This window comes from Paraburkholderia panacisoli (genome assembly GCF_008369935.1).
GTDB classification, from domain to species: domain Bacteria; phylum Pseudomonadota; class Gammaproteobacteria; order Burkholderiales; family Burkholderiaceae; genus Paraburkholderia; species Paraburkholderia panacisoli.
On record NZ_VTUZ01000035.1, the window covers coordinates 28,661 to 48,399 of the forward strand.

At 61.4% G+C, this 19,739-nt stretch carries 17 protein-coding genes and 1 pseudogene; 12 read left to right on the top strand and 6 right to left on the bottom strand.

What is annotated here, in order from left to right:
• Positions 1–14: 14 nt before the first annotated feature.
• Positions 15–1,307: an MFS transporter gene (locus FVF58_RS36175; RefSeq protein ID WP_149674516.1), complete on the top strand. Its 1,293-nt coding sequence runs from the start codon at positions 15–17 to the stop codon at positions 1,305–1,307.
• 52 nt (positions 1,308–1,359) lie between these two features.
• On the top strand, positions 1,360–2,607 hold the full coding sequence (locus tag FVF58_RS36180) for an enolase C-terminal domain-like protein (RefSeq protein WP_149674517.1): 1,248 nt from the start codon (positions 1,360–1,362) through the stop codon (positions 2,605–2,607).
• Positions 2,608–3,277: 670 nt separating this feature from the next.
• Here the strand turns inward: FVF58_RS36180 and FVF58_RS36185 are convergent.
• Positions 3,278–3,448 (bottom strand): hypothetical protein, encoded by a 171-nt coding sequence (locus tag FVF58_RS36185; RefSeq protein ID WP_246217329.1) that lies wholly within the window; start codon positions 3,446–3,448, stop codon positions 3,278–3,280.
• A 187-nt stretch (positions 3,449–3,635) separates the two neighbouring features.
• Here FVF58_RS36185 and FVF58_RS36190 point away from each other — a divergent pair, with 187 nt between their 5' ends.
• From FVF58_RS36190 to FVF58_RS36200, 3 genes are all read left to right on the top strand, one after another.
• The gene (locus FVF58_RS36190) at positions 3,636–4,064 is read left to right on the top strand and encodes an Hsp20/alpha crystallin family protein (protein WP_149674518.1); all 429 of its coding nucleotides are present in this window, start codon (positions 3,636–3,638) and stop codon (positions 4,062–4,064) included.
• Between the two features lie 56 nt (positions 4,065–4,120).
• Positions 4,121–4,771 carry a BON domain-containing protein gene (locus FVF58_RS36195; RefSeq protein ID WP_149674519.1) on the top strand — a complete coding sequence of 217 codons (651 nt, stop codon included), beginning with the start codon at positions 4,121–4,123 and terminating at the stop codon, positions 4,769–4,771.
• A gap of 89 nt (positions 4,772–4,860) precedes the next feature.
• Entirely contained in the window at positions 4,861–5,115 is a 255-nt protein-coding gene (locus FVF58_RS36200; RefSeq protein ID WP_149674520.1) for a UDP-glucose 4-epimerase, read from the top strand.
• 156 nt (positions 5,116–5,271) lie between these two features.
• Here FVF58_RS36200 and adhP read toward each other — a convergent pair whose 3' ends face one another.
• On the bottom strand, positions 5,272–6,297 hold the full coding sequence (gene adhP / locus FVF58_RS36205) for an alcohol dehydrogenase AdhP (protein ID WP_149674521.1): 1,026 nt from the start codon (positions 6,295–6,297) through the stop codon (positions 5,272–5,274).
• Positions 6,298–6,841: 544 nt separating this feature from the next.
• Between adhP and FVF58_RS36210 the strand changes: the two genes are divergently transcribed.
• The 4 genes and pseudogenes from FVF58_RS36210 to FVF58_RS36225 all read left to right on the top strand — a co-directional run bounded on the left by FVF58_RS36210 (position 6,842) and on the right by FVF58_RS36225 (position 9,909).
• Positions 6,842–7,531 (top strand): CBS domain-containing protein, encoded by a 690-nt coding sequence (locus tag FVF58_RS36210; RefSeq protein ID WP_149674522.1) that lies wholly within the window; start codon positions 6,842–6,844, stop codon positions 7,529–7,531.
• 49 nt (positions 7,532–7,580) lie between these two features.
• Positions 7,581–8,048, top strand: a complete 468-nt coding sequence (gene phaP, locus FVF58_RS36215) for a TIGR01841 family phasin (protein WP_149674523.1) — start codon at positions 7,581–7,583, stop codon at positions 8,046–8,048.
• A 74-nt stretch (positions 8,049–8,122) separates the two neighbouring features.
• Complete coding sequence (locus FVF58_RS36220) at positions 8,123–8,599, top strand: universal stress protein (RefSeq protein ID WP_149674524.1); 477 nt, start codon at positions 8,123–8,125, stop codon at positions 8,597–8,599.
• Positions 8,600–8,956: 357 nt separating this feature from the next.
• Positions 8,957–9,909 (top strand): annotated as a pseudogene (locus tag FVF58_RS36225) (universal stress protein).
• A 469-nt stretch (positions 9,910–10,378) separates the two neighbouring features.
• Here FVF58_RS36225 and katG read toward each other — a convergent pair.
• The 4 genes from katG to FVF58_RS53280 all read right to left on the bottom strand — a co-directional run bounded on the left by katG (position 10,379) and on the right by FVF58_RS53280 (position 14,923).
• Complete coding sequence (katG, locus tag FVF58_RS36230) at positions 10,379–12,649, bottom strand: catalase/peroxidase HPI (RefSeq protein ID WP_149674525.1); 2,271 nt, start codon at positions 12,647–12,649, stop codon at positions 10,379–10,381.
• Positions 12,650–13,664: 1,015 nt separating this feature from the next.
• The gene (locus FVF58_RS51750; RefSeq protein ID WP_188131029.1) at positions 13,665–13,871 is read right to left on the bottom strand and encodes a hypothetical protein; all 207 of its coding nucleotides are present in this window, start codon (positions 13,869–13,871) and stop codon (positions 13,665–13,667) included.
• Between the two features lie 470 nt (positions 13,872–14,341).
• The gene (locus FVF58_RS36240; RefSeq protein WP_149674527.1) at positions 14,342–14,590 is read right to left on the bottom strand and encodes a hypothetical protein; all 249 of its coding nucleotides are present in this window, start codon (positions 14,588–14,590) and stop codon (positions 14,342–14,344) included.
• A 174-nt stretch (positions 14,591–14,764) separates the two neighbouring features.
• Positions 14,765–14,923 carry a class II aldolase/adducin family protein gene (locus FVF58_RS53280; protein ID WP_342802426.1) on the bottom strand — a complete coding sequence of 53 codons (159 nt, stop codon included), beginning with the start codon at positions 14,921–14,923 and terminating at the stop codon, positions 14,765–14,767.
• Positions 14,924–15,641: 718 nt separating this feature from the next.
• Here FVF58_RS53280 and FVF58_RS36250 point away from each other — a divergent pair.
• The 3 genes from FVF58_RS36250 (at position 15,642) to FVF58_RS36260 (ending at position 19,701) form a co-directional block, all read left to right on the top strand.
• On the top strand, positions 15,642–17,198 hold the full coding sequence (locus FVF58_RS36250; RefSeq protein WP_149674528.1) for a M81 family metallopeptidase: 1,557 nt from the start codon (positions 15,642–15,644) through the stop codon (positions 17,196–17,198).
• A 76-nt stretch (positions 17,199–17,274) separates the two neighbouring features.
• Positions 17,275–18,621 (top strand): MFS transporter, encoded by a 1,347-nt coding sequence (locus FVF58_RS36255; RefSeq protein WP_223191191.1) that lies wholly within the window; start codon positions 17,275–17,277, stop codon positions 18,619–18,621.
• A 312-nt stretch (positions 18,622–18,933) separates the two neighbouring features.
• Positions 18,934–19,701, top strand: a complete 768-nt coding sequence (locus FVF58_RS36260; protein WP_149674590.1) for an aldolase — start codon at positions 18,934–18,936, stop codon at positions 19,699–19,701.
• The last annotated feature ends 38 nt before the right edge of the window (positions 19,702–19,739 follow it).

The window sequence follows — 19,739 nt, forward strand, 5'->3', positions numbered from 1 at the left end:
GATCCGGAGACATCATGGAAAGCGTCAAGCCCGTAGCACCCCAAAGATGGTGGTATCTGATGCCCATCATCTTCATCACATACAGTCTCGCCTATCTCGACCGCGCGAACTACGGCTTTGCCGCGGCGGCCGGAATCGACAAGGACCTCGGTATCACACACGGCACGTCGTCGCTGATCGGCTCGCTGTTCTTTCTCGGCTACTGCCTGTTTCAGGTGCCCGGGGCAATCTACGCGCAGCGCAATAGCGTCAAAAAACTGATCTTCTTCAGTCTGATTCTGTGGGGTGTGTGTGCCGCGGCCACGGGCATGGTCAGCAACATTCCGATGCTGATGGCGCTGCGATTCATCCTCGGTGTGGTGGAGGCCGCCGTGATGCCGTCGATGCTGATGTACATCAGCCGGTGGTTCACGCGCAGCGAGCGTTCGCGCGCCAACACGTTCCTGATTCTGGGTAACCCGGTGACGGTGCTGTGGATGTCGGTGGTGTCGGGCTATCTGGTGCGCAGTTTCGGCTGGCGCGAGATGTTCGTCTTCGAAGGCGCCCCGGCGCTTGTCTGGGCAGTGGTGTGGTGGTTCACGGTGAAAGATCGTCCGGCCGACGCCCCGTGGATGAGCGACGCGGAAAAGGTCGAACTCGACGCACGTCTGAAGGCGGAGCAGGCTCATATTGCCCCTGTGCGCGACTACAAGTCGGCGTTCCGCTCGTCGATCGTGATGAAGTTCTGCGCGATTCACGCGCTGTGGAGCATCGGTGTGTACGGCTTCATCATGTGGCTGCCGTCGATTCTCAAGGCCGCGTCGACGATCGATATTGTCTCGGTCGGCTGGCTCGCGGCGGTGCCGTATCTCGCGGCAATCATTTTGATGCTGCTTGCGTCGTGGCTATCGGACAAGACGCGCAACCGCAAGCTGTTCGTGTGGCCATTGCTGCTGGTCGGGACCATCGCGTTCGTCGCCTCCTACCTGATCGGCGGCTCCCATTTCTGGATCTCGTTCGTGCTGCTGGTCGTGGCAGGCGCAAGCATGTACGCGCCGTATGGCCCGTTCTTCGCGTTGGTGCCCGAGCTGATTCCGAGCAACGTGCTGGGCGGCGCGATCGGCCTGATCAATGCATGCGGTGCGTTGGGTGCGTTCGCGGGTTCGTGGGTGGTGGGATATCTGAACGGCGCGACCGGCAGCCCGGCGGCTTCGTACATTTTTATGGCGGGCGGCTTGCTGCTCTCCGTGATCCTGATGATAACCGTGCCCGCGCATTCCGATCAGCGCGCAAAGCGTGAAGCGCCGCTGTCGCTGCATCGCACGTGACGCTCCACTTGAGCAGCTTTGTTTTCCTTGATTCGTTTTTGGCAGGCTGAAAATGGCAACTCTGATTACCGATGTAAAAGTCATCCTGACCGCGCCGGAAGGCATCAACCTGATCGTCGTGAAGGTGGAGACGAACCAGCCTGGTCTGGTCGGTCTCGGATGTGCGACGTTCGCCTACCGGCACGTCGCCGTGAAGTGCCTCATCGAGGAGTATCTGCGGCCGCTGCTAATCGGTCGCGATGCCGAGGCAATCGAGGAGCTATGGCAACTGATGCATCAGAATGCGTACTGGCGTAACGGGCCGATCGAGAACAACGCGATCTCCGGCGTCGACATGGCGCTGTGGGATATCAAGGGCAAGCTGGCGAAGATGCCGTTGTATCAGTTGTTCGGCGGCAAGTGCCGTGAAGGTGTGCCGATTTACCGGCATGCGGATGGCCGCGATCTCAACGAGCTTTGCGAGAACATCCAGAAGTATCGCGAGGAGGGCATCACGCATATTCGTTGTCAGAGCGGAGGGTATGGCGGGGGCGGCTATGGCAAGGCGCCTTCGAATGCGCCGTCAGGTTCGGCGGACGGCGTGTATCTCGACAGCAGGAAGTACATGCGCGAGACGCTCAAACTGTTCGACGGCATTCGCAGCAAGATCGGCTTTGACGTCGCGTTGTGTCACGACGTACATGAACGTCTGAAACCGGTCGAAGCGATCCGTTTCGCGTGCGAGTTGGAGCAGTACGATCTGTTCTTCCTCGAAGACGCAATCCCGCTGGAGGAGGGCGAATGGATGCGGCAGCTGCGTGCGAAGACGACCACGCCGTTGGCTCAGGGCGAGCTGTTCAACAATCCGTATGAATGGCGTTTTCTGATCACCGAACGGCTGGTCGATTACATTCGCGTGCATCTGAGCCAGATCGGCGGCATCACGGCGGGGCGAAAGCTGCAGATATTCGCCGAGCAGTTCGGCGTAAGGACGGCGTGGCACGGGCCGGGCGACATGTCGCCGATGGCGCACGCGGCAAACATCCACATCGATCTGGCCTCACGCAATTTCGGTGTGCAGGAATGGTCCGGCACCGAGCCGCCCAATTTCGTGATTCAGGATCTCAAAGGCCCGAGGGCCGCATTGCTCGACGTATTCCCGGGACTTCCTGAGTTCCGGGACGGCTACGTCTACGCCAATGACAAGCCGGGGCTCGGCGTGGATATCGACGAAGCCGAAGCGGCGAAATATCCGTGCGAGAACAGCGTCACGACCTGGACCCAGACGAGATTGAAAGACGGGACGCTGCAAGCGCCGTGATCGCTCAAGCGCCGTGTAATCTGGGCGGTCCGACCCCTCGTGGTTCAGCATCCTGGGCTGCCGGCGGGTAATCGTCGATCACATTGATTCTGTCTCAACCCAGATTTCAGACGGGGTGGGAATTGACGACTTATTTATACGCGGAAGGAAATGGAGTCCTGAATTTCAACCGGTCCGCATTAAATTCGTCAATCGACACTCTTGTCTTCGATTGCGGCCGAGAGGACGTTGATCTTAGGGGAAGTTCAGTTTTTATTGAGCAGTCGGTGTCGCTCGCGCGGTCGTGCGGCGCGGATCTGTTCGGAGTAGTCAGACCAAAATTGCTGCGCCTGCCGTTTTACCGACGTTAGTGCCTGATCAGTGGGTACTGATAGAAGCAAGTTCGTCAATCATCGTTCTTTTGCGAGCGATCGGGTTGCATCCAGGTCGGCGACCGGTGGGATCTCGCAGGGTTCGTGTCTTAGGTTGATCGGCAATTCAGCACGAGAATGCGCAGCGTCGGCTTTTCTTCCTTGATCTGCTGTTCAGCGTATTGCTCCCCTGACGGCCGTGGAGGTCGCGCCTGGACCATACGCGCGCGGTGGGGACACTCCATCGAGTTGGATCAACGGCGCGCGACGGGGCCAGTCAGCGCAGCGCATATGATCCGCGCGGCCGGCAAGAAACGAGACTAGCTCAACACGACCCGCCACGCGAGCACGGCCGTGATCAGTACGACCGCCCACGACGGGACGCGCCAAAAGCCGGGCAGCGCCAGCGCCACGACGAGCAGCGCGAAGTCGCGCCCGGTATGCGCCGCGCTGGTCCACACGGGCGATGCAGCGCGTTTGACACATGTCAACCGGCGCCTCGCGGGCGAGCCTAAAGTGATTGATACAGCGGGCTTGATGCGTTCAGCAAACGCCATGCATCCGGGCACACTGGGTACGCCGGTCACGGCCTGCAGCTTCTGCGTAAAGCAGGGCGGGACAAGGCATGCAATGCGAGTTTGTATCGGTAATGTCATTGACTAAGTCAGGAGCGGGACCATGAGTAACTTGACCCGATTTGATCCGTTTCCACTCGAGCCCATGTCGGAGCTCTTCCAGGGATTGTTCCGGCCGCTACGCAGCGCTGGCGGCGAAGCGCAGCTTGCCGACATCAAGGTCGACGTGACCGAGAGCGATAGCGGCTACACCGTGAAGGCCGAACTGCCGGGCGTCGAGAAGAACAATATCGACGTGAAGATCGACGGCAACCTCGTTTCGATCAGCGCAAAAGTCGAACGGAATCAGGAAATGAAAGAAGGCGAGCGGGTGATTCGTCGCGAGCGTTATACGGGTGCTGTGAGCCGCGCATTTTCCCTGGCGAGCGAAATTGATGAGAGCGCCGCGGCGGCGGAGTATAAGGACGGGGTGCTCTCGTTGACCTTACCGAAGAAGGCGGCATCCGAACGCAAGCGCCTTGAGATCAACTGAGCTGATGCCGCGCGCCGCATGACGCCGGCTGGCTTGATGGAAATGGGGAGCACGCAATGAAGTCGGACATGGAATTGAAACGGCAGGTCGAAGACGAGCTGGAGTGGGATCCGGCGGTCAACGTCACGGACATCGGTGTCGAAGTGCATGAGCGCGTCGTGACGCTATCGGGCCATCCGGCGAACTACGCCGAAAAGCTCGCGGCGGAAAAAGCCGCGCAGCGTGTGGCCGGGGTGAAGGCCGTCGTTGTGGAAATGGACGTTCGTCTGCTGGATGAGGACGTGCGGACCGACGAAGAAATCGCCAAGGCCGTTCGCGCGATCGTGCACTGGACGGTCGGGTTGAGCGAGGAGGCGGTCAAGGTGCAGGTGGAGAAGGGTTGGGTGACGTTGCGCGGCGAGGTTGACTCGGCTTATCAGAGCCATGTCGCGACGCGCACGATTTCACACATGCGAGGCGTCATAGGCGTGTCGAACCTGATCACCATAGTCGGCGACGCGGCCGCTCACGAGATAGGCGAACAGATCAGCAAGGCGCTACAACGTCACGCCGAACGCGAGGCGAAGCGCATCGGCGTCAAGGTGCATGAGGGAACCGTTACGCTGACGGGCACCGTCGACTCGATGGCGGAGCGCTCGGCCGTGCGCGGTGTGGCCTGGTCGGCGCCGGGTGTGCATGCGGTCATCGACAATCTGGCGGTGTGGTAGACAAGCCTGCTCGCGACGGCAGCGCGGACACCGCGAATGCGGCGTCCGCCGCGCGCGGCTCATTGACGAAGCATCAATAGGAGCGATCCATGACGATTTCGGGCAACGTGCGCGACCACGACTGGTCGGTCATCGCAACCACACATCCCACAGCCGGCGGTTTCGATTGCTCGATCCAGCTGAGCCATCAGACGCCAGAGGGAATCTTCAAGCACGAGTTCACGCACAGCAGTATTTTTCCCACTGAGCGCGAAGCGGTACTGGCGGGTTTGCGTGAAGGTATGGACTGGGTGCGGCTCAAGATGGCGAATACGCTGTCGGTTCAGCCGCGCGAGTGTCGTTGAGCGACGTCGCTCTAGCGACGTCGCTCTATTGCGTCGTGGGTCCGTCCGGACCTTTCACGGTCCGCCCCCGAAAGGATCCGTCTACACGTTATTGGTGGAAGGAACGCGAGCCGCTGAGGCGTTCGCGTCCATTGTTTCGTTTGTCGATTGCGTCACTCAATCGAGCTTCAGCACGATGCGGCCATCGACACGACCACTCTTCAATTCGGCGAAAACATGATTGATATTGTCCAGGCGATCGAGATGGATCCGCGCGCGAACGCGGCCTTGCGCGGCGAATTCGAGTGATTCCTGCAAGTCCTTGCGGGTGCCGACAATGGAACCTCGCACGGTAATGCCGTTGAGCACGGTCGAGAAGATCGGTAGCGGGAAGTCGCCCGGCGGCAGCCCATTGAGCGCGATGGTTCCGCCCCGGCGCACCATGCCGAGTGCCTGAGCGAAAGCGCTGCGCGATACAGCCGTGACGAGTACGCCGTGCGTTCCACCGATTTCCTTCTGGATCGCCGCCGCAGCGTCGCATTGCGAAGCGTCGAACGTGAGCGTTGCGCCGAGTTCGCGGGCGAGAGCAAGCTTCTCGGCGGATATGTCGACCGCTACCACGCGCAGGCCCATTGCAATCGCGTATTGAACCGCGACGTGACCCAGGCCGCCGATTCCGGAGATCGTGATCCATTGACCAGGACGTGTGTCCGTCATGCGAATGCCTTTGTACACGGTCACCCCTGCGCAGAGGATCGGTGCGATATCTTCAAACGCAACGGACGAAGGCAGGTAGCCGACGTAGTCAGGATCGGCCAGAACGTACTCGGCGTAGGCGCCGTTGACCGAGTAGCCGGTATTCTGCTGCTCATGGCACAGCGTTTCCCATCCTCCGAGGCAATGCTCGCAATGACCGCAGGCGGTATACAGCCACGGCACGCCGACGCGATCGCCTTCCTTGACATGCGTGACGTCTTCGCCCACGGCGGCCACATAGCCGACACCTTCGTGGCCGGGAATGAAGGGCAGTGTGGGCCTGACCGGCCAGTCGCCGTCAGCCGCGTGCAGGTCCGTGTGACACACGCCGGACGCCTTGATATTGACGAGAATCTGTCCGTGCCCGGGCGTCGGAACGGGGACCTCTTCGATACGCAGCGGAGCGCCGAATTCGTGAACGACGGCAGCTTTCATAAGTTGGACCATGATCTTTCTCCGGACGGTGATTGCGTGGGGATCAGTATCTTCTTCACGGATACGGGGTAATTGACTTAGGTCATCCCGCACCGACACTTTCTCCAGATCAGGCCGCACTGGTCGTTATGGCTTTGCCAGACCTCAGGTGAGCCATTGCTCGCGAGATGTATGCAGCCAGTGCAGTAACGGGGGCGCGGCAAGAGAAGAATCGCGCGGCGGCGCGGCAACAGCAGCGCGTAGTCGACAAGGATGCCGAACGCGTCAGGCGAGACACCGATGGCTGGTGCACGCATTGTCGCGTCGGCAAGCCCCGCGGACTATTCGACAGCAGACGGCCGATGCCGGTTTGATTGGAGTCAAGCGGGATAGCGTGGTCAGGGCGGATCAATCGACAGGTGCGGGCAACGGCCTTCGAGATGATCCATGTCAAATGAGTGCCTGCCTTGTGGGCCTAATCTCAAATCTGACGAGGACTTGCCGACGCTCGGATATTGACGGCCGAGAGAGGCGAGTCTCACGAATTGAAGGACCCTAACTGTTCAGGAGGCTTACCATGCGCGCATCCGATGTCATGACCAGCAATGTCATATCAGTCACCCCTGATATGACCGTCCGGGAGGCCGCCAGAATCTTTGTCGACAACGGCATTAGCGGCGCGCCGGTCCTGGACCCGGACGGCCATATCGCCGGCATGATCAGCGAAGGCGATCTGCTTCGCCGCAGTGAAATCGGCACTGACGAGCGCCCGCGTACCTCGTGGCTCGATCTCTGGTCCGCAAGCCACGAAGCGCGGGACTACATCAAGACGCATGCGGTGAAAGTGTGCGACGTGATGACCACCGACGTGGTGACCGTTGAGCCCGACACGCCGCTCGGCGAAGTGGCCAGCATGCTCGAAACGCGGCGCATCAAACGCGTGCCTGTGACGAAGGCGGGGCGGCTGTTGGGCATCGTGAGCCGAGCCAACCTCGTGCAGGCGCTCGCAAGCGTGCCGGACGAGCCGTCAACGGATGTGACGCTCTCTGACGCCGAGATCCGGGCGATGTTGATGGGTGAACTGGCGGGTCGCAAGTGGAGCTTCGCCGGGCGCAATCTCGTCGTCACCAACGGCGTCGTGCATCTGTGGGGCGTGTTCCATTCGATGGAAGCAGTCGAAGCAGTTCGTGTGGCGGCGCAAAACATCCCCGGCGTGAAGCGCGTGGAAGATCACACCGAGCCGTATCAAATGATGCCGGGCATCTAGCGGGCAGCGGCTTGCAGGGTGCTGGCAATTTTGCATTGAGCATGGAGGCATGACGGCTCAGATCATTCCCGAGCAATGGCTTGACATGGAAAGCAATGGCTTCGACCGGCTGTTCGACATCACCAGCCGGTGCTGCGACGCTTCTGAACGGCTGACCGCGTTGAATCTGCAGGCATTCCGGTTTGGACTCGCTGAAACCCAGGAGGCCCGTGCGCGCACGTGTGTAGCGAACAATCTGCCGGAAATGCTTTGCCTGCCGACCTTGCTCGCGCCTGTGGGATTCGCCCAGGCGCTGTCGTGCAGGCGGCAGTGTTTCGAGATCATGTCCGCTCTTCAGCGGGATGCCGCTCCTCAGCAGCCCGTTGGCGCCGCCAGGCAGTGGCATCTCGCGGACAATCTGCCCGGCGGCCTCGCCACCCAGTCGCTCATGCCTTGCGACGTGCGGACCGAGCCGGCGATGTCTTCGGCGTCTGCGGTGCCCGCAGCGGCAACCGGTCGGAATCATTCGCGCCGATGACCCAGTGACCTGTGGCGATAGACGTTATCAAAACGTCGAGCAGGTTTCCTGCAACGCCAACGAGGGAGCGCTTCATGTATCAGAAAATCGTCGTGGCTCTGGATGGCAGCGAGTCATCCAGATGGGCGCTTTATGAGGCGCTCGAATTCGCTCAGCTCACGCAGGCGCGGCTTCACGCGGTTTATATCGTCCATCCGTGGTGCCTGTCCCGATATGCGGGTTATTTCGACCCCGAGCAGCTTCGTAAAGTGCTCCGCGAAGACGGCCGAGTCGCTCTCGATGAAGCGCGCCGGGCGATGACCGAACGTGGCGTACCCGGCGACACCGAGATCGACGAGACAGAGGATGCAGCGGACGATATCGCTCACTGCCTTGCCCGTTGCGCGCAACGCCAGGGAGCCGGCCTCGTGGTGATGGGCACGCAAGGCCGGCATGGGATAGGGCGATGTTTACTGGGCAGCGTTGCGGAAGCGTTCTTGCGACGCGCGGACGTTCCGGTGCTTCTGGTCAGGTCTCCGCAGGATCAGGATGAGATGCCGTCGGGGCTGTAAGCCGCCGTCACCGCGCGGCCACCGCACCGGGCGTTCGGCGGCGCCGAACCCTGCTGTCTGCGCGAGGATCGGCAGTCCGTCTTTGTTGAGGGACACTGCATCCGCGAGCATCATGGGTTGATCCAGCCACGAATCACAGTGGGCGGCAATGCCGTCGGCGCGAACGCCCGCCAAGTGGCGCGATGTGCGAGCGCGGAAATGCCATTGAGACTGGCCTAGCCGTGAGTACCCGACCCGGACCATACCGCCCGCGATGGCCGCCACTTGACGTACGTCAATTCGTGGAAAAACGCTGCGAAGAGAATGAGCCATTGCCGTCTGCGGCGCTGTATGTAATGCCCACATGGAGACAGGATCATGAGCACAACGAGCACCGGCGGAAACGCTCCATGCGCAATCAAACGGATACTCATCGCTGTCGACGCTTCGCCGGAGGCGGTGCGTGCGGCGGTCTACGTGCGCCACATGACACTGCCGGGCGCTGAGATCCGCATTGTGAGTGTCGCCGAAAATCCCCGTGCCATCTTGCCGCTGGGGTCGATGACGGATGCCGAACTGCAGCTCGCGCGTGCCGAATTGGCCCGCGATGCCGCCGAAGCCGTGGCGAAAGCAAAAAAATATTCACGGATGTCGCAATCGACGTGGAGACGGGCGTCATAGAAATTTCAAAGCAAGGCGGCTACACCGCTAATGCATTGATCGATGCCGCGGCTGACTGGAAGGCGGACCTACTCGTCGTGGGTGCGCGCCAGCATCATGGCATGTTGCGCTGGGTCGAAGGCACCGTATCGGAATTCGTCACCACTCAGGCGCGGTGTTCGATTCTCATCGTGCCCGCCAGCTACGAAGCGGAGATCGAGACGTCGCCGCGGCGAATACTGTTCGCGCTGGACGGCAGCGCCGCCTCGCTGGACGCATTGCATTTCGGGCTACAGATGGCGACGCCCGAGTCCCGCCTTCGTGCGATCTATGTGGTTGACCGTGCCGTCCGGCTGACCGATCTCGTGCCGATCCATGTCCTCGAGGAGGCGTTCCTCGAGGAAGGCAGGGTGAGTCTTGCGGCGGCGGCGAGGTCCTTTGCCGAATTGTCCAATGACGCCGAGGTGGCGCTCGTCAAGACGGCGCCGGTGCGCGATGACGTGCCGCATGCGATCGTCCGCGATGCGGAACAATGGCATGCGGACCTGATAGTCGTCGGCACCCACGGACGACGCGGCGTCGCACGCTGGTTCCTTGGCAGCGTGGCCGCCCGCACCGCGCGCGTTGCTCGCACGCCGTTGTTGTTGGTGCGGCCAGGGCCTGAGGCTTGAAGCGGGCGACAGGCATTTTAGTCGGCACGTCGCGTGTTTCCGATTGCGGCTGGTAGCGACCGAAGCGCGGGCTTGAGTCCCAGCTCCACAATCGCCTGGATCACCTTTAAACGGTCGAGCTCGTGCATGCTGATCGTGATGAATCCACGTCCGTTCATGGTCTGGCTCCGGGCTGGCGGTGATGCCGCAGCATGCACCACAGCAGCCAGCCCGGAGCAGGAAACCGGACACTTCTAAAAAGCCCTGACAATCTAAATGTTGATAAATTATATTATGTCAATTTATATTGAAACCTCCCCCTAGGTTGTGTTCGTAACCCATCACCGCAACCAAGCATCGCCGGTCGCACCTGGCGAAAACAAACTCTGCGACTCCGATACAACGAGAGCCGCAGCGTAACCTGGCAGTCTATCTTTCGCCTGGTGGGCAAAGTCCCGTCAGGGCGGCAACCCTGACGGAACCGCGGCGCCTACTCAGGCGAGAGGTCGAACCGGTCGAGGTTCATCACCTTGACCCACGCTGCGACGAAGTCGCGGACGAATTTTTCCTGTCCGTCCTCGCTTGCGTAGACTTCAGACACCGCCCGCAACTGCGCATGCGAACCGAACACCAGATCGACGCGGCTGCCGGTCCACTTCACCTCGCCCGTCTTGCGGTCGCGCCCCTCGAACAGGTCCTGGGCCGACGAGACCGATTTCCATTCCGTACCCATGTCGAGCAGGTTGCGGAAGAAGTCGTTGGTCAGCGTTTCTGGCCGGCTCGTGAAAACGCCCTGCGAGTCCTGCCCGGCCTGGACCTTCAGGGCGCGCAAGCCGCCGATGAGCACCGTCATTTCCGGCGCGGTCAACGTCAGCAATTGCGCCTTGTCGATCAGCAATGCCTCAGCTGGGACACCGAACTTGCCGTTCAGATAGTTGCGGAAACCATCGGCGACCGGTTCGAGCGCTCCGACGGATTCAACGTCGGTCTGTTCCTGCGAGGCGTCCATGCGTCCCGGCGCAAACGGCACCGTTACCTGATGGCCGGCGCTCTTTGCCGCCTGTTCGATGCCGGCGCCGCCTGCCAGCACGATCAGGTCGGCGAGCGACACCTTCTTGCCACCGGACTGTGCGCCGTTGAACTCGCCCTGGATGCCTTCGAGCACCTTCAGTACCTTCGCCAGTTGCTCGGGCTGGTTGACGGCCCAGTCTTTCTGCGGGGCGAGGCGAATGCGCGCACCGTTGGCGCCGCCGCGCTTGTCCGAGCCGCGGAACGTGGACGCCGACGCCCAGGCCGTCGACACCAGCTGCGAGACGGGCAGCCCCGACGCCAGAATCTTCTGCTTGAGCGACGCAATGTCCTGCTCGTCGACCAGCGGGTGGTCGACCGCCGGAATCGGGTCCTGCCAGATCAGTTCTTCAGCGGGCACTTCCGGCCCAAGGTAGCGAGCGCGCGGTCCCATGTCGCGGTGCGTCAGCTTGAACCATGCACGGGCGAAGGCATCGGCGAGCTGGTCGGGATTCTCCAGAAAGCGCCGCGAAATCTTCTCGTAGACGGGGTCCAAACGCAGCGAGAGATCGGTGGTCAGCATCGTCGGTCGCTGCTTCTTCGAGGGATCGTGAGCGTGCGGGATCGTCTCGTCAGCGCCCTTCGCGACCCATTGATTGGCGCCGGCCGGACTTTTGGTCAGTTCCCATTCGTACTTGAACAGGTTCTCGAAGAAGCCGTTGTCCCATTTCGTCGGCGCGGTGGTCCAGGTGACTTCCAGACCACTGGTAATGGTGTCGGCACCCTTGCCGGTGCCGAAGCTGTTCTTCCAGCCCAGCCCCTGATTCTCGAGATCGGCGCTCTCGGGTTCGGGACCGACGTTATCGGCCGGACCGGCGCCGTGCGTCTTGCCGAAGGTGTGGCCGCCGGCGATCAGCGCGACAGTTTCCTCGTCGTTCATCGCCATACGAGCGAAGGTTTCGCGGATGTCGTGTGCCGCGGCAATCGGGTCCGGATTGCCGTCCGGGCCTTCCGGGTTGACATAGATCAGGCCCATCTGCACGGCGCCCAGCGGGTTTTCCAGGTTGCGACCCTTGTCGTCGCGGCTCACCTCTTCACCGTGCTTTTCTTCGTCGGCGACGATCACGCCGCCGTCGTCGTCAACGCCTGCGGCTCCCTTCCCATAACGGACGTCGCCGCCCAGCCAGGTCTTTTCGTTGCCCCAGTAGACGTCCAGGTCCGGCTCCCATGTGTCGGGGCGGCCGCCGCCGAAGCCGAACGTCTTGAAGCCCATGGTTTCGAGCGCGACGTTGCCGCTGAGGATCAGCAGATCGGCCCAGGAAATCTTCTGGCCGTACTTTTGCTTGATCGGCCAGAGCAGACGGCGCGCCTTGTCGAGGCTGACGTTGTCCGGCCAGCTGTTGACCGGCGCGAAACGCTGCTGGCCGCGCCCGGCGCCGCCGCGGCCGTCGCCGATGCGGTACGTGCCGGCACTGTGCCAGGCCATGCGGATGAAAAGCGGACCGTAGTGGCCGAAGTCCGCCGGCCACCAATCCTGGGAATCGGTCATCAGCGCGGCGAGATCCTTCTTCACCGCAGCCAGATCGAGGCTCCTGAAAGCCTCGGCGTAGTTGAAGCTGTCGTCCAGCGGGTCCGACCTGCTGGAGTGCTGGCTTAACAGGTCCAGCCGCAGTTGCTTTGGCCACCAGTCACGGTTCGTCGTGCCGCCGCCGGCGGCGGCATGTTTGAACGGGCACTTTGCTTCAGTTGACATGCGCTATCTCCTTGAGGGACGTATCCACTACCTTTTCTTCTACGGCACCTGCTTTTGTGGCGCATCGCCGATCCCGCATCGGCGGGGTCGCCGGGAAATCATAGGGTGGGCCCTTTTTGGTGTACTACCGCTGTCACCCGACGTGCATGGTGTTGGTTCAATGACAGATGACGTGGCGCGCATTGGACTGGGATGGTCTGCGTCGGTAGGCCTACAGCAAATAAAATATATGCGAGTGTGAGCACTAATAGCATGAGATTTTTGCAATGCTATTGATAGGTCACGGCTATAGCCCGACAGGCGCCTTTTTTTTAGAGTCATGCGCTTGCTGTCACCTCTTAACGGTGCGGTGACCGGGTGATTCCCGATGCTGTTGCCGCGTCGCCTTCCCGCGTCGCGGCATCGATCCAGCTATTTCAGAGAGCACTTGGGTGGCGGCTTTCGAAGGGAACGACGTTCTTATCTGGATTCCATGATGTGGCAACGCAACTGCACGACCGGTATTGCCTGTTTCCAGTGAAGCCATGGCCGACCACACCGCCCCCTCGTCCTGGTTCAATTGGCATGTACGTCTCACTACCAATAGCCAATTTATCGCCCGATGGCGCCAACCAGCGGGTGTGTTCGTGGTGATTCTCCATTTAAAGCTGCCCCGATCAACGATAGGCCATCGATGTGCCTATGCTAACTGAGTAATTAGATGCTCGCGATAGCAAACACATATCGGCGTTTCGACCCATTCCACGATAGCCGCCTCACGAGTTGCTGCTCCTGACCCATGCTGACTTCCACGCGCGCAATCGCTGATTGCGACGCCAACCAATTTGTACTTCAACTCGCTGTCATCCCAAGACGACGGAGTAGTTCCGCACCGGCTGGCGTCAGCCGAAGTCTTTCATCGTCAAAAGCCGTAGATACGATTTCGACGAGGCGGGCTTCCTGAAGGGCGATCGCATCGGGATCACCAGGCGCGACCTGGCTGGGCGCATCGAGCAGTAGAAACAGAATGGCAATCTCATGGTGACTTAGCGGCGATCTCATCATCGATCTCGGGTACCTGGCAGGGAATGCCGAAGGAAAAGACTGCACTTAGATAGCCGTCCTGGACCAGATTCTCGGCACCCCTGACGCCCCGGCTGCGCCGACGCGCGAAGTCGGATGCTGCCGCGAGATACGGGGGAGCCGCTGGTTTCCCCTGGCCGGCGGACTTGCTCTCGAGCATCGCGAAGCGCTCCAGTCTTCAGGCTTGCGCCGGATCGGCGTAAATGATTCACGCACCGCAATCAAACAAGCGGACCGCCTGTTTGATCGCCGGCATGCTCTCTTGGCCTTAACCGACGTCGCTGGCGATTTATTCCCGCTTCGAACTGAAAAAATGGATGCGAATAACGCGCCGCCCGTGGCGACGGCCTGGTCACCGCCCTCACCTGCACGGCACGGGCACGACGCGGGTTTGCTGGCCACCGAACCACGTCGTACGGCGTTTGCTGATGACCTGCACCGCAGCACGGGCACGCGTCCACTCACCCTTGTAACCTTCGACGGCGTCGCAAAGAACCTTTGATGCGTTTGCGAGAAAACGAACAGGTATCCCTTCGATTGTTGCGCGTCATCGCACGGCCGAATCAAGTGACCTGCGGGGCACCCGCCAGCGTAACTCCGGTAGGCACCTCCAGTCCGTGCGACGCCCTCCTACACGGCAAGCCTATGACCTGCCAATGCCGGCCGTGCTATCGCCGGCGGAAACACGCACCAGCAGCCGTCATCGTGGCGAAAGAAGAAAATTGCGTGCGAACCGCTCGGAGCCAAGGCCTCGACGCGCACGTAGCGTCTCCTCTCGCAACCGGTGCGGCCGAATTGAATTACGCGGAGCCGCGTCGCCGGAGTCGGCGCAAGCCATTTTTCTACCAGGAACCGCAGGGACTTCTCGGCGATGTTCATGTTCGCCTCCTTCCATTTCCGCCGCAACTCACGTCGATCGGCGGTTGGTAGCGAAACGCTGCGACCTGTCGATCATGCTGCGTACACTGAGCTAAACCACGCCGGCGAGCGCTTTATTCCCGAGGCTCGATAGCGGGCCCAAAAGCTTATCGCGCCCGATGCGTGGCGTCGCCCTCAGGGCCTGATGGGCACGTGATCGTCATGGAAGAGACAGGCTTCCTGATTGAGGGGAGCAAGGCGCCGAGCGCGCGCTGAAAACGCGCGGGCGCAAGGCGTATGTGTATGGGCTGCTGCAACGACATCCGTATTCGCGCCACGGATGTCGCAGTGAATCGCCGCCGCACCGGCGTTGACGGGTTCGGTCCCACCAAACCGGTCGTGTCGCGGACCGTGATATGTCCGGCTATGCCTTCAGCGAACCCGAATCGCGCAAAGATGCGAATGCCGCAGCGTGTTTGAGCTTGCGATGTTGCCGCTCATCGTCAAGGCTGGTGAATACCGGTGGCTCGGGCAAGCGTCCGCCGATTGATTCGGGAATCTGCCATTTGCAGATGTCCGCGTGGCCATGACGTGCTCCTTCGTGATGGTCAGAGCCTTGATTTTCATGCGTGCCGAAACCACGGTCCATCGACGATTTGTCACAGGGTTGCTTCTTGCGCTCACAACGCGCGGCCCTGCTCCTGAGGCATGCCGGAATTGGCCAAAGGTTTCTCAGGTAATTGCGTCATTGCTGGGCGGCCCTCGTCATCGGATCGCCCATCCTCGTCCTGCATCGCACTTCCCTGATCTCCGCTGCTGCCGTTTCTGCCCGCTGCACGCATATGCGAGACCGTTAACTCAAATGTGAACGGAGCAATCAGTCGACGTTAACCCTGACGGCTTTTTGGCAACCAATACTTTTCCCAAGCATGCGAATTCACGTGCCGACGCCAGCATGCTGGCGGTGCACCGTCGCGTCGCCGAAAGCAACGCAATGATGTGTTGATGATCCACCGGGAACGCCAGTGTCCGATGCCATTCCAGGCGTCGCGCCGGCGATGAGGAGCGATTGATGAAAAGCCCGCGTATTGCCATTCTTGGCTTCGCGATCGAGTCGAACCGGTTTGCGCCGGTCTCCACGCGTGCCGATTTCGTATCGCGCGCGTACTTGCCAGCAGCCTCGTTGCTGGACGACGCCCGAAAAGAAGCGCCGGTGATGACGCCGGAAATTCCCGCGTTCGTTCGAACGATGGATGCGACCTCTCCGTGGACGCCTGTCCCGATCCTCTTTGCCAACGCGGAGTCGGGCGGCCCTGTCGAACACGCATTTTTCGCCGACACGCTGCGCGAATTCGAACATCGGTTACGTGAGGCGTTACCGCTCGACGCCGTTTATATCTGTGAGCATGGCGCCGCCATCACGACAGAGGAAGACGATCCCGACGGCGCGGTTTTCACGCTCGTACGCAGTATCGTCGGACCCACGGTCCCGATTGTGGCCACGATCGACCTGCACGCGAATGTGTCCGACCGGATGGTGGACGCCGTTGACGCACTGATCTCGTACCGTCGCAATCCTCATACCGATATGGCCGAGCGTGGCGCCGAGGCCGCCCGCATCCTCACAGAATTGACAAACGGCATGCGCACCGCTGTCGCGCACGTACGCATGCCCGTCTGCGCGCCTCCGACCCAGTTGCTGACCGCCCCAGGAACCGGACCCTATGCGGAGATGATCCGGCGCGCGGAAGCGCTGGACGACCCGCGCATCGTGAACGTCTCGATCGTCGGCGGCTTTGCGTTTGCGGACACGCCGAAGAACGGCTTGACGGTGCTCGTTACGACGCGCGGCGACGCGCCGCTCGCACACCAGGTGGCGAATGATCTTGTGTCGTATGCATGGCAGGAGCGTGCCGCATTCACTCCGGTTCTGACACCCGTCGACGAAGCGGTCCGCCTCGCCAAAGCGACGAGCGACGACCCTTCGCTGGCGCCCCTGCTGCTGGCCGACGTGGCTGACAACCCGGGGGGCGGCGGGCGCGGCAACACGCCGTTCGTGCTCAAGGCGCTCCTCCAGTACGAGGTGCAGGATGCGATCCTCGGCGTCATCACCGATCCGGACCTCGTGGTGGACGCGTATGCGGCAGGCACCGGGCAAACGCTCGTTGCGCGTTTCAATCGTACCGAGACCACCGTGCATTCGGAGCCGTTCGATGCGCCTGCCCGCGTGCTGAAACTGCACGACGGCAAAGGTGTCGGCCGACGCGGACAACTGGCGGGCTGCAGCTTCGACCTTGGACCGTGCGCGGCGCTGCAGATCGGCGGCGTGACGGTCATCGTCATCAGCAAGCGGCATCAGTGCCACGAGCCGATGTTCTTCGAGATGTTCGGCATCGACATTGCGCGTGCGCGCGTCGTCGTCCTGAAGTCGCGCGGACATTTCAGGGCGGCATTCGACGAATTCTTCTCCGACGCACAGATCGTGAGCGTCGATGCACCGGGCCTGACTTCCCCGATCCTCGCACGATTCGATTTCAGGAAGCTGCCGCGGCCTGCCATTCCACTGGACGACGTTTCAACGTGGAGTCCGACGGTTCGTGCGGTCCTGCCGAGGAGTGAACTGCGATGAACGCACCATCCAGCGAAGTCGCCCCGTCTGCACGGCAAGCCCCCGGCACGTACTGTTACACGAGAGGACTTTCCCGGTGAACGATACAGCACACGCAACGCGAATCAGACCGCAGACCGCGCGGAAAGTCATCCTGCGCCTTGCGCCGCTATTGATTCTGCTCTATATGGTCAACCAGATGGACCGGGCGAACGTCGGCTACGCGGCGCTGACAATGAATCGCGAACTCGGCATGTCGGTGTCCCAGTTCGGGTTGGCGGCCGGCCTCTTCTATGCGGGGTACATTCTCGTCGCCGTGCCGAGCAACCTGATGCTGGCGCGATTCGGCGCGCGGCTGTGGATGACGCGTATTCTCGTCACCTGGGGGGTGATCGCTTCGCTGACCGCATTCGTCAACAGCGCCCACATGTTGTACGCGGTGCGCTTTCTCCTCGGTATCGCAGAGTCCGGATTTTTCCCGGGGATGGTGCTGTATGTCACGTTCTGGCTGCCGAGGCAGGAACGGGTGTGGCTGATGTCACTGCTCTTTCTCGCCATCCCGCTGTCGAACATGCTCGGCGCGCCGATCTCGACGCTCGTCATGGAGCATGTGCATCTCTTCGGGTGGCCCGGCTGGCGCTCGATGTTCTTCATCGAAGGACTGCCGGCGATCGCACTTGGCGTCGTCACGTTCATCGTCATGAAAGACCGCCCCGATGACGCCCAGTGGTTGACCGTCGACGAGCGCGCCGAACTGAGCCAGGCGCTCGCCGTGGAGAGGCAGGAAGCGCAGCGGGTGTCGCCGAAAAGCGCGTGGCTTGCGTTGCTGGATCGGCGAGTGCTCGCATTCGGACTGATCTACTTCGGAATCAATATCGGCGTCGTCGCGCTGTCGTTCTTCTTGCCGCAGATTGTCGCTGAGTTCTCCCGCATGTTCGCCGTCAAGTATTCGGTGTTCCAGGTTGGACTGATCACCGCCGTTCCGTTTGCGGTGTCGGCGGTGACTATCCTGTTGTGGGGACACTATGCGCGACGAACCACGCTCAGCGCCTGGCACGTTGCGATCCCGACGGCGCTCGGCGGCTTGTCGTTCGCCGCAGCGCTGTTCCTTTCATCGCCGTACGAGGTCATGGCCGCGTTTACGCTCGGCGCAGTCGGCGTCTACACCCCGCATGCATCGTTCTGGCAGTTGCCTCCGCGCTATCTCAGCAATGCCGCGGCTGCGTCGGGTATTGGGCTCATCAATACGATCGGCACGCTGGCGGGCTTCCTCGGACCTTACGCTACCGGCTGGCTGCACGATATGACCGGCTCCTATCGTGTGCCGATGCTCGGTGTTGCGGGAATGATGTGCGTATCCGCGATGATGGTGCTGTTTGTAGAGCGCACAAGCCGTGCGGCGTTGCAGCCGCTGAGCGAGCGCACCCCGCGTGGCGCCTCTTGATGCCGGACACACGGGATCTGGAATTTCACGGACTCAGCTTCATGATCGCGCCTGCGAAACAGGTGTGGCGACCTCGCTGGCGTGGGGCCCTGGTAGTATCAGCGCAAACTCAGGCCCGGCACCGCTTAAGGCGCTTGGCGGGCAGGACCGGACAAACGGCCGGACCATACCAGGCAATCTGTTTTCCAAAGGACCGGTACGTCGAAAGGTTGCGCAACGCGGTTGAGCTGCCCCTGCGCTCAACCGCAGTTCCCGCAGGCGGGAGACGTCCGGGTAGAGAGCATGACTGATGTCGCTTCCACACGCGCCACAATGTGTTCAAGCTCACGCCCTACGGCTGACGATTTGAATGCCCCAGCCATACGGCAGGCGCGCATCGATCTTGCCGCGTGCTTTCGCATGGCTTCGCGACTCGGCCTTCACGAGGGGATTTGCAATCACTTCTCCGCGTTGGTGCCGGGCTATCCGACGCTCTTTCTGGTCAACCCGCTCGGTTACGCATTCGATGAAATCACCGCGTCCAGCCTGCTGGTCTGCAACTTCGACGGTGATGTTCTTGCGGGAGAGGGAAAGCCCGAAAGCACGGCCTTTCATATCCATGCGCGGGTGCACATGCGTCATCCCCATGCGGTCGCCTGCTTTCATACCCACATGCCGAACGCGACCGCGTTGTCAATGCTCGAGGGGCCGCCATTGAGATGGGCCGGCCAGACGTCGCTGAGGTTTTATGGCCGGCTCGCCGTGGATGAGCACTACGGCGGCCTCGCGTTTGACAGCGGTGAGGGCGACCGCATCGCCACCGCGCTCGGGAGCGCGGACGTGATCTTCCTGAAGAACCACGGCGTCATGGTCGTGGCTCGAAGCATCGCGCAGGCATGGGACGATCTTTACTATCTCGAACGTGTGTGCGAAGTAGAACGCCTGGCGCTTTCAACAGGCGTGCCGCTCAAGCCAGTCGATCCCGGCATCGCGCGCTTGACCTTCGAACAAATGGAGTCTGTCGCCGACGAAGGCAGTCAGCTGCACCTCGATAGCATCAAACGCAGACTGGACAAGCTGGAACCCGACTACCGGGATTGACGTGCGCGATGACGTCTGGTCGCATCGCAGCGTCGCCG

Bases quoted from the DNA above. Each gene is read 5' to 3' on its own strand.
- FVF58_RS36175 (WP_149674516.1), top strand. From the start codon at position 15: ATGGAAAGCGTCAAGCCCGTAGCACCCCAAAGATGGTGGTATCTGATG.
- FVF58_RS51750 (WP_188131029.1), bottom strand. From the start codon at position 13,871: ATGCTCGAGAGCAAGTCCGCCGGCCAGGGGAAACCAGCGGCTCCCCCG.
- FVF58_RS36210 (WP_149674522.1), top strand. From the start codon at position 6,842: ATGCGCGCATCCGATGTCATGACCAGCAATGTCATATCAGTCACCCCT.
- katG (WP_149674525.1), bottom strand. From the start codon at position 12,649: ATGTCAACTGAAGCAAAGTGCCCGTTCAAACATGCCGCCGCCGGCGGC.
- FVF58_RS36260 (WP_149674590.1), top strand. From the start codon at position 18,934: ATGTGTTCAAGCTCACGCCCTACGGCTGACGATTTGAATGCCCCAGCC.
- phaP (WP_149674523.1), top strand. From the start codon at position 7,581: ATGACGGCTCAGATCATTCCCGAGCAATGGCTTGACATGGAAAGCAAT.
- FVF58_RS36190 (WP_149674518.1), top strand. From the start codon at position 3,636: ATGAGTAACTTGACCCGATTTGATCCGTTTCCACTCGAGCCCATGTCG.
- FVF58_RS36195 (WP_149674519.1), top strand. From the start codon at position 4,121: ATGAAGTCGGACATGGAATTGAAACGGCAGGTCGAAGACGAGCTGGAG.
- adhP (WP_149674521.1), bottom strand. From the start codon at position 6,297: ATGGTCCAACTTATGAAAGCTGCCGTCGTTCACGAATTCGGCGCTCCG.
- FVF58_RS36180 (WP_149674517.1), top strand. From the start codon at position 1,360: ATGGCAACTCTGATTACCGATGTAAAAGTCATCCTGACCGCGCCGGAA.
- FVF58_RS36240 (WP_149674527.1), bottom strand. From the start codon at position 14,590: ATGAACATCGCCGAGAAGTCCCTGCGGTTCCTGGTAGAAAAATGGCTT.
- FVF58_RS36220 (WP_149674524.1), top strand. From the start codon at position 8,123: ATGTATCAGAAAATCGTCGTGGCTCTGGATGGCAGCGAGTCATCCAGA.
- FVF58_RS36200 (WP_149674520.1), top strand. From the start codon at position 4,861: ATGACGATTTCGGGCAACGTGCGCGACCACGACTGGTCGGTCATCGCA.
- FVF58_RS36250 (WP_149674528.1), top strand. From the start codon at position 15,642: ATGAAAAGCCCGCGTATTGCCATTCTTGGCTTCGCGATCGAGTCGAAC.